The 3,066-nt window shown below is 74.7% G+C and carries 2 protein-coding genes and 1 pseudogene; all 3 read left to right on the forward strand.

The window, feature by feature from the left end; translation table 11 throughout:
* Nucleotides 1-6: 6 nt before the first annotated feature.
* Nucleotides 7-1,764 (forward strand): annotated as a pseudogene (locus tag HUW36_RS29480) (LuxR C-terminal-related transcriptional regulator); the annotation flags it as partial.
* 112 nt (nt 1,765-1,876) lie between these two features.
* Nucleotides 1,877-2,647: a DUF5995 family protein gene (locus HUW36_RS29485; RefSeq protein ID WP_174531100.1), complete on the forward strand. Its 771-nt coding sequence runs from the start codon at nt 1,877-1,879 to the stop codon at nt 2,645-2,647.
* A 99-nt stretch (nt 2,648-2,746) separates the two neighbouring features.
* Nucleotides 2,747-3,066: hypothetical protein (locus tag HUW36_RS29490; RefSeq protein ID WP_174531101.1), on the forward strand; the 320-nt coding region annotated here is incomplete at its 3' end.

Genomic DNA, 3,066 nt, shown 5'->3' on the forward strand with positions numbered 1-3,066 from the left:
ATCTAACGACTGCACGGGTACGCCGAGGCGCACCGTCACTGGTCCGCCGCGTTGACGCTGGCCGCGACGCCGGCCCCGGTCCCGCCGGACGGGGGCCGGCCCGAACCGGTCGAGGTGGACCGCGCCGAGCTGCTCAGCCACGCCGCCGAGGCCGCGCACCACAGCGGGGAGCACGCCCGGGCGCTGACCCTGCTGGAGGAGCTGGCCGCCGACCCGTCCGGTCCGCCGGCCTGCGCGCTGCACATCCGGCGGGCCCGCTACCTGGCCGCCGCCGGCCGTTCCGCCCCGGCCGAGGAGGAGTACCGCCGGGTGTTGGAGTCGGCGGACTGCACGCCGCACGAGCGCTGCACCGCCGCCGCCCGTCTGGCCGAGCTGCTGCTGCACCTGGGGCGCTACGCCGAGGCCGGCGACCAGGCGCGGGAGGCGCTCGACCTCGCCGCCGAGGTGCCCGGCTCCACCTCGGAGGTGGTGCTGGCCAGCGCCGCGCTCGGGTTCAGCGAGGCGTTCCTGGGGGACCAGACCGCCGGGCTGGCGGTGATGCGCCGGGCGCTGGAGACCGCCGAGCGCTCCGGCCGGCCGGAGGACGTGGCCTGCGCCTACCTGCACCTGGCCGAACTGCTCACCGGTCCGCTGAACATCCTCGAGGAGGGGGTGGTGGTGGCCCGCCGCGGCGCCGAACGGGTCGCGGAGCTGGGCCTCGGTCGCACCTGGGAGACCCGACTGCTGGCCGTGGCCACCAACGGGCTGTTCCGGGTGGGGCAGTGGGCCGAGGCGGAGAAGGTCGTCGCCACCGCGTTGCGGCACCGCCCGTCCGGCGCCGACGCGGTCGAGCTGCTGCTGGCCCGGTGCCGGCTCTCCGTCGGCTACGGCGACGTCGAGGCCTCCGACCGCGACCTGGAGGCGGTCGCCACGGTGCTGGCCGGCGGGGGCGCCCGGCACGTGCTGCCGATGCTCATCCTGCGCGCCGGGCTGGCCATGTGGCAGGGCCGGCACGACCTGGCCCGGCAGGCCGTGCAGCGGGGCCTGACCGAGAGCCGCTCCGACGACGTGATCGTGCTGGCCACGTTGGCCTGGCACGGGCTGCGCGCCGAGGCGGAGGCGGCGGCCAGCCGCACCGTGGAGGTGGACCAGACCGCGGTGCGCCGGCTGCGTGAGGTGGTCGAGCGGGTGACCCGCAAGAGCGAGAAGGCCGGGCCGCCGGTGCGCTACGTCGCGGACGGCTTCCTGGCGCTCTGCGACGCCGAGCTGAGCCGGCTCGACGACGGCCGGGGCGACCCCGAGCTGTGGGGCCGTTCGGCCACCGAGTGGGACCGGCGCAACCATCCCTATCCGGCGGCGTACTCGCGGTTGCGGCAGGCCGAGGCGCTGCTGGCGCGGCGCAGCCGGGTCGCCACCGCGGGCAAGCTGCTCCGCCAGGCGCACGCGACGGCGCAGTCGCTCGGCGCGGTGCCGCTGAGCGCGGAGATCCGTACCCTGGCCGGTCGGGCCCGGGTGACCCTGGACGACGCGCCGCCGCCCGCGCCGGTGCCCCGGCCGCGGACCGCGCCTGCCACGCCGGCGGTGGACGAGCTGGCGGTGCTGACCGCGCGGGAGCGGGAGGTGCTGGCCGCGGTCGCCGAGGGGTTGACGAACAAGGAGATCGGTCAACGGCTGTTCATCAGCGAGCGGACCATCGGCGTGCACGTGTCGCACATCTTCGACAAGCTCCAGGTCCGCACCCGGGTGCAGGCCACCGCGATCTTCCTGCGCAACCGCCCGGAATAGACGTACGTCGGCAATACGTCGTTCTACTGATCCGGCGCGCGTGCGGCGGCTGGCAGGCTGTGCCGCGGAATCGGGTGGCGTCGTGGGGGGCGCCGACCATCGTGGAGGAGAGATGACCGAACCGGTCTGGGGTCCTGTGCACCAGGACATCGTCGGGTTGCTCGCCGACCACCCCGCTGACGTGCCGGCGGTCGTCGACCATCTCACCAAGCTGCAGGACCTGCTGGTCCGGCTCCCTCCGCTGGAGGCGAGCTGCCCGCTGGCCGACTTCAACAAGCTCTACCTGGTCATCACCAGCACCGTGCTCGACGGTCTCTACGAGGACCGGTTCGTCGACCCGGCCTTTTTGGCCCGGCTCGACGTGGAGTTCGCGGCGCGCTACTTCGAGGCGCTGCGGTTCTGGACCGACGCCAGTCCGAGCACGCCCAAGGCCTGGTCCTGCCTGTTCAAGCGGATGCGCGGCCCGGACGCCCGCCCGCTGCCCTCGGCCGCCGCCGGGGTCAACGCGCACATCAACTACGACCTGCCGTTCGCGTTGGTGACCACGCTGGAGAGCCTGGAGTCCGAGCCGGTCGACGGCAGCGACCAGCACCGCGACTACCTGGAGATCAACAAAATCTTCGCCGAGCGGATCCCGGAGCTGCGTCGCGGCTACCTGGACCACTGGCAGCTCATGATCGACACGATCAACGGCGACATCGACGACTGGTACCAGGGCGAGCTGGTGGAATACACCCGGAACGTGGCCTGGCGCAACGCGCAGAAGATCTGGCACTGCCGGCACGACCCGGACGCCCGCGAGTGTGAGCGGACGCGGCTGGACGACAACGCCGCGCTGCTCGGCCGGCTGCTGCTGTCGCCCCTCGGGGCGTTCCTGCAGTAGCCGGGACGGGGGGTCCCCGCGTCCCGCCATCCGGGCGCGGGACGCGGGGACACCGTCCGGCGGGGGTGTCGAGCCCGCCGCGCCGGGTACGCCCGGGCTGTGCCCCGTCCCGATCCGACCGGCCCGGCCCGGCGCTTCCCGTTCCGGTTCGACCCCGCGTTCCGGCTGCCCCTGGCCCTGCTCGGCGTGCGGCCGGAGACCGCCGTGGTGGAACTCGCCCCGGACGCGCTCGTCGTCCGGTTCGGCCCGTGGCGGCTGCGGACCACCCCGGCCAACATCGCCGGCGCCGAGCTGAGCGGCCCGTACCGCTGGTGGCGGGCGATCGGCCCGCACCTGTCGCTGGCCGACGGCGGTGCGACGTTCGGCACCAGCGTCGCCGCCGGCCTCTGCCTCCGGTTCGCCGAGCCGGTGCCGGCGCT

Origin of the sequence: Micromonospora maritima (assembly GCF_902825405.1) — a bacterium.
GTDB classification, from domain to species: Bacteria; Actinomycetota; Actinomycetes; order Mycobacteriales; family Micromonosporaceae; genus Micromonospora; species Micromonospora maritima.